This is a genomic window from Wenyingzhuangia sp. (genome assembly GCF_039768515.1).
Classification (GTDB): Bacteria; Bacteroidota; Bacteroidia; order Flavobacteriales; family Flavobacteriaceae; genus Wenyingzhuangia.
Window position 1 is genome coordinate 1 of record NZ_JBDNAI010000103.1, and the last position, 5,684, is coordinate 5,684.

The 5,684-nt window shown below is 37.8% G+C and carries 5 protein-coding genes and 1 pseudogene; 4 read left to right on the forward strand and 2 right to left on the reverse strand.

Annotation, left to right across the window (positions count from 1 at the left end; translation table 11 throughout):
* The 4 genes from ABF281_RS06915 to ABF281_RS06930 all read left to right on the forward strand — a co-directional run.
* Window positions 1-1,731 (forward strand): translocation/assembly module TamB domain-containing protein (locus ABF281_RS06915; protein WP_347180950.1); only part of this gene is annotated, 1,731 nt, incomplete at its 5' end.
* 82 nt (window positions 1,732-1,813) lie between these two features.
* Window positions 1,814-2,800, forward strand: a complete 987-nt coding sequence (gene pfkA / locus ABF281_RS06920; RefSeq protein WP_347180951.1) for a 6-phosphofructokinase — start codon at window positions 1,814-1,816, stop codon at window positions 2,798-2,800.
* Window positions 2,801-2,828: 28 nt separating this feature from the next.
* A complete protein-coding gene (gap, locus tag ABF281_RS06925; RefSeq protein WP_347180952.1) occupies window positions 2,829-3,827 on the forward strand; it encodes a type I glyceraldehyde-3-phosphate dehydrogenase in 999 nt (332 codons plus the stop codon).
* A 1-nt stretch (window position 3,828) separates the two neighbouring features.
* Window positions 3,829-4,695 carry an N-acetylglucosamine kinase gene (locus ABF281_RS06930; RefSeq protein ID WP_347180953.1) on the forward strand — a complete coding sequence of 289 codons (867 nt, stop codon included), beginning with the start codon at window positions 3,829-3,831 and terminating at the stop codon, window positions 4,693-4,695.
* Between the two features lie 6 nt (window positions 4,696-4,701).
* On the opposite strand, the gene ABF281_RS06935 is transcribed toward ABF281_RS06930, so the two are convergent.
* Window positions 4,702-5,085, reverse strand: a complete 384-nt coding sequence (locus ABF281_RS06935; protein WP_347180954.1) for a RidA family protein — start codon at window positions 5,083-5,085, stop codon at window positions 4,702-4,704.
* Between the two features lie 3 nt (window positions 5,086-5,088).
* A pseudogene (locus ABF281_RS06940) lies at window positions 5,089-5,684 on the reverse strand (LPS-assembly protein LptD); the annotation flags it as partial.

Sequence of the window (5,684 nt, forward strand, 5' to 3'; positions counted from 1 at the left end):
AAGAATCAGCTAACGATGCTTAAAGGATCCGGTACTATCTTTGTGCCCGAAGATCAACCAAACCTTAATTTAGATTTTGATTTAACTAGTTTTGATGTTTCTTTTCTTTCATCCCTAGGGAAAGATAAAATAACAAATTCTACAGGGAATCTGACCGGTAAATTGAATTTATGGGGTTCAACATCGGATTTGAAACTATCTGGTAATGCAATATTGAATGACAGTGGAATGTCCATTCCGAGTATCAACACCCGATATGCCTTGGCGCAAGGTACTGAGATTGTTTTTCGTGATAGAACCTTGGACTTTAATAATGCTCTTTTGGAAGAGACAGCGACCAAGACAACCGCCCAATTGAATGGTCAGTTAAGCCACATCAATTTCAATGGGTGGGAAATGAACATTCAATTATTAACAGATCGTTTAATGGTTTACAACCGTTCAGAAGATCCTAATGCATTGTTTTATGGTAAAGGCTACCTCGCAGGTGAAGCAAATTTTACTGGCCCTACTAAATCGTTGACATTGGAAGTGATCGGAAGCTCTTCTGAAGGAACAACTTTGGTTATTCCTTGGAAAGAAAGTAAAGGCTTAACCGATACATCTTTCATAGATTTTTTGCCAAAAGGAGTGAATGAAAAAGAACAGATAAGTACAGAGATTTCCTCTTTTGATGAAGCTTTTCGTGGTTTTGAAATGATTTTTGATCTAGACATTAACAGGAATGCTGAGGTTGAAATTGTTGTGGATCAAAGTTCTGGTAGTACACTTTCCGGGAGAGGGTCTGGAAATATTTTGATTGAGACAAACATTGATGGCAAGTTTAATATTTGGGGAGATTTCATTACATATGAGGGCGTCTATAATTTCAAAAACCTAGGGTTGATTGATAAAAAATTCTCGGTAAAGCAAGGAGGAACAATTGTTTGGGAAGGTGATCCCCTAGAAGCTCAATTGAATATTGAAGCCGTTTATCAAGTACCTGGTGGAGCTAACCCTGCATTATTAGTTGATAATCCAAACTTTAACCGTAAAATACCCACAGATGTTTCCATTCAATTGATTGGAAATCTAATTAAGCCAGATGATCCTGTTTTTGATATATCATTTCCTAATACAACGGGAATATTGGTTTCAGAAATTAATTATCGTCTAGCAGATCAACAAAGAAGGCAGCTGCAAGCTATATCTCTATTGTCTCAGGGAATTTTTATTAGCGATGTATCGGTCTCCTTACAAGGAATAACAAACAATCTTTACGAGAAGGCATCCGATGTATTTAGCACACTTATTGGTTCTAATGATGGAAAGCTTAATGTAGGCTTGAACTATCTTCAAGGTGAAGAAACGCCTGCCTTCGATTTAAGAACCGAAGATCGTATAGGTCTGACCTTATCCACACAAATAAGCGATCGAATTTTGATCAATGGTAAAATAGGGGTACCCATAGACGGGTTACAGGAAACTGTTATTGTTGGGGATGTGCAAATTGATTTTATTCTCAACGACAGCGGAACGCTTAAAGCGAAAGTCTTTAATCGTGAAAATGAATTTCGCTATTTAGGTGATGAATTTGGGTATACACAAGGAATGGGAATGTCTTATCAAGTCGATTTCAACACCTTCCAAGAATTGATTGAAAAAGTTAAGAGTAACGCTATCAAAGAGAGCGCTAACGGGAATGATCAATTCCAAAGTAATGCTGTTGAATTTTATAACAAAGACAATTGAAAACGTTGTCGTTTTTGTTTTATGCATTTTTTCACGGAATCTATATTGTTAAAAAGCAATAATCATTAATTTAGACGCGCTTATGAATAAAGAGATGAAAAGAATTGCTGTTTTAACCTCTGGGGGAGATGCTCCTGGAATGAATGCAGCCCTTCGTGCAGTGGTAAGAACAAGTGTTTTTTATGGATATGAGTGTTTTGTCGTATACCATGGTTATCAAGGTTTGATAGATGATGAAATTAAACCAGCCAACGCACGTAGTGTGAATAATATTATTAATAAAGGGGGGACAATTTTAAAGTCAGCCCGATCTTTAGAATTCAGAACCCCCGAAGGCCGCCAAAAAGCTTATGCGAATATTAAAAAACGTGAAATAGATGCCTTGGTTGTAATTGGAGGAGACGGATCTTTTACAGGAGCATTGATTTTTCAAAATGAATTTAATTTTCCGGTGATCGGAATACCTGGCACCATTGACAATGATATATCAGGGACGCAGTATACCTTAGGATATGATACTGCCCTCAATACCGTTGTAGAGGTAATTGACAAAATTCGGGATACAGCAAGTTCGCACAATCGTTTATTCTTCGTAGAAGTAATGGGAAGAGATGCAGGTCATATTGCCTTAAATACTGGGATAGGTGCTGGAGCCGAAGAAATCCTTATACCAGAAGAAGATAGGGGCTTAGGAAAGTTGCTTGAATCTTTAAAACACAGTGAGAAATCTGGAAAGTCTTCCAGTATAGTAGTCGTTGCTGAAGGAGATAAGACAGGAAAAAACGTTTTTGAATTAGCTGCTTATGTAGAACAAAACCTTCCTTATTATGAGGTGAGGGTTTCGGTTTTAGGGCATATGCAAAGAGGTGGTTCACCCAGCTGTTTTGACCGTGTGTTGGCCTCAAGAATGGGGGTGCATGCAGTTGAATCTTTGCGAGAAGGTAAATCAAAAGCCATGGTGGGTATTTTGAATGATAAAATGGAGCTTACACCTTTAGAAGAAGCGATTAAAGGGAAGTCAAAAATAAATAGTAACCTATTGAGAGTAACGGACATATTGTCCATCTAACAATAAATTTAAATTAAACTAAATATATATGTCAATTAAAATTGGAATTAACGGCTTTGGAAGAATTGGAAGAATGGTTTTTCGTTCTGCCATGAAACAAGATGATGTAACTGTTGTTGCTATCAACGATTTATTAGAGGTAAAACACCTTGCTTATTTATTAAAGTATGACTCTGTTCATGGGAAATACGATGGTACTGTAGAAGTAGATGGTAGTGACCTAATCGTTGACGGAAGTCGTGTTAAGATTACTGCAGAGCGCAATCCAGCCGATATTGGATGGGGAACGCTTGGTGCTGAGGTTGTTGCTGAATGTACAGGTATTTTCACAACCCTTGAAAAGGCGCAAGCCCACATCGATGGTGGTGCTAAAAAAGTTGTGATTTCTGCTCCATCAGCAGATGCACCTATGTTTGTTATGGGTGTTAATCACAATGAGGCTACTGCAGATCAAACCATCGTTTCAAATGCTTCTTGTACAACCAACTGTTTAGCTCCTGTTGCAAAAGTGTTGGATGATAATTTCGGGATAGAAGAAGGCCTTATGACAACAGTTCACGCAACTACTGCTACACAATTTACAGTTGATGGTCCCTCTCGTAAAGACTTTAGAGGAGGAAGAAGTTCTTTGGTGAACATTATGCCAGCTTCTACTGGTGCTGCAAAAGCAGTAACAAAAGTAATCCCATCTTTGGTTGGTAAATTAACTGGTATGGCATTTCGTGTACCTACTGCAAACGTTTCTGTTGTTGATTTAACGGTTCGCTTGAACAAGTCAACGAGTTATGAAGAAATTAAAAAAGTAATGCAAGCTCACGCAAACAGTGATATGGCGGGTGTTTTAGGGTATACCGAAGAGCCAGTTGTCTCTCAAGACTTTATTGGGGATGCAAGAACATCTATTTTCGATGCTGGAGCAGGAATGGAATTGAATGCTAATTTCTTCAAAATCATCTCATGGTACGACAATGAGTGTGGTTATTCGAATAAATTAATTGATTTAGCCAAGCACATTAACGCGCTTTAGTATGTACTTAATTGTTGATAGTGGTTCTACAAAAACCGATTGGTTTGCTGTAGATAACTCTGGGAAAATACTTTTTTCGACGCAAACATTGGGATTGAATCCTCAGGTATTATCGTCTGCGATTTTGAATGAACGTATTATCAATAATTATGAAATTTATCAAAATAGAGATGAGGTAACTCATCTCTATTTTTATGGTGCTGGATGCGGAATTCAAACAACGGTTGATCGCATTCTCAAGGTGTTTAAAGACATCTTCACAAAGTGTGAATTTATTATTAAAGAAGATACCTATGCTGCTGTATATTCTACAGCAAAACAAAATGAACATTCAATAGTGTGTATTTTGGGAACCGGTTCAAACTGTTCATATTTCGATGGCGAAACGATTAATCAACATGTAATCTCTTTAGGTTATATTTTGATGGACGAGGCTAGTGGAAACTTCTTCGGGAAACAATTGGTTCGGGGTTATTATTTCAATGAAATGCCTACTCATTTATCTCGGCAGTTTGAAAAAGAATACAAATTGGATGCTGACACCTTAAAGGAAAACCTTTACCGGAGAGAAAACCCAAACACTTATTTGGCTAAATTTGCCAAATTCTTAGTTGAGCACAAAGATGAGCCTTATATGCAGGAAATTATTCGATTAGGTTTGGATCGCTTTGTAAAGCATCAAATCTTACAGTTTGAAAACGCAACAGAAGTCCCTATACACTTTGTTGGATCGATAGCGCACTTGTTACAAGATGAGGTTAAAGCATGTTTAAGCCGTTATAATCTAAACATTGGTCGCGTTGTTAAGCGGCCCATTGATGCTTTGGTAGAATACCATATCTCCATGTTGAACCTAAAGGAGGATTAGGTTATTTTACCGAATGGCAATCATCGATATCTCAACACGTACAAACTTTGGTAAATTTGCGACTTCAACAGTTTCTCTCGCTGGAGCAGTTGCTTCATCAAAGTAGCGACCATACACGGAATTGATTTCGTTGAAATTATTCATGTCACTCAAGAAGATCGATGTTTTGACAACATGATCAAAGTTCATGTTTGCTGCCGCCAAAACAGCTTTTAAATTTTCCATTACTTGCAGCGTTTCTTTTTCTAAGTCTCCCTCAACCAACTCCATGGTTTCAGGGACCAAAGGAATCTGCCCTGAAAGGTAAAGGGTGTCATTGGCTAAAACAGCTTGATTGTATGGCCCAATGGGTTCAGGCGCATCTTTTGTAGTAATGATTTTTTTTGTCATTGTTTAGAATCTTCTGTCGGGCTCCCGACGTTTTTCATATTTAAGATCACTCAATAAGCCAGATTTTATTCCAATAAAGAAATACCAGGAAGTTCTTGTTCCTAAAGGTACCCAGCTGAAGTTAAGATTCCAACTATCTAAATCTCTATCAAAACGAAACTGAGTATAAGTTACCCCTTTATTTTTAAAGTCATATCCTGATGAAACGCCAAGTTTCCACTTTGGCGTAATATCAATGTCACCAGACGCCATGAGGGAATTGTTTGAGAATTCGTTTTGACCAACAGCGTTGTTATAGGTAAGCGAGTAGGCAAGCCTGAGGCTCCAGTTTATTTCAGTTGTGTACAAACCAGAATTTACACTTTTGTTTTCTTTTGGTTTTCTAGAAAAGCCATTAGAGAAGTCATTTGATGTGCCAAAAAGATCATCGTCTCGTCCCCCTCCGGAGAGTCTTTCTAGCTCATTGTAATCATCTTCATTCTCTTCTTCCTGATCTTCTTCCTCTGTTTTGTCGCGTTTAAAGGTATTGTTATCAATATTAAAACTCATGTTTATGTTGGCGCTGGTCATCCTTAATAATCCTCCGCCATTTTTGATGT

Coding starts and splice junctions, on each gene's coding strand:
- pfkA (WP_347180951.1), top strand. CDS start 1,814: ATGAATAAAGAGATGAAAAGAATTGCTGTTTTAACCTCTGGGGGAGAT.
- gap (WP_347180952.1), top strand. CDS start 2,829: ATGTCAATTAAAATTGGAATTAACGGCTTTGGAAGAATTGGAAGAATG.
- ABF281_RS06930 (WP_347180953.1), top strand. CDS start 3,829: ATGTACTTAATTGTTGATAGTGGTTCTACAAAAACCGATTGGTTTGCT.
- ABF281_RS06935 (WP_347180954.1), bottom strand. CDS start 5,085: ATGACAAAAAAAATCATTACTACAAAAGATGCGCCTGAACCCATTGGG.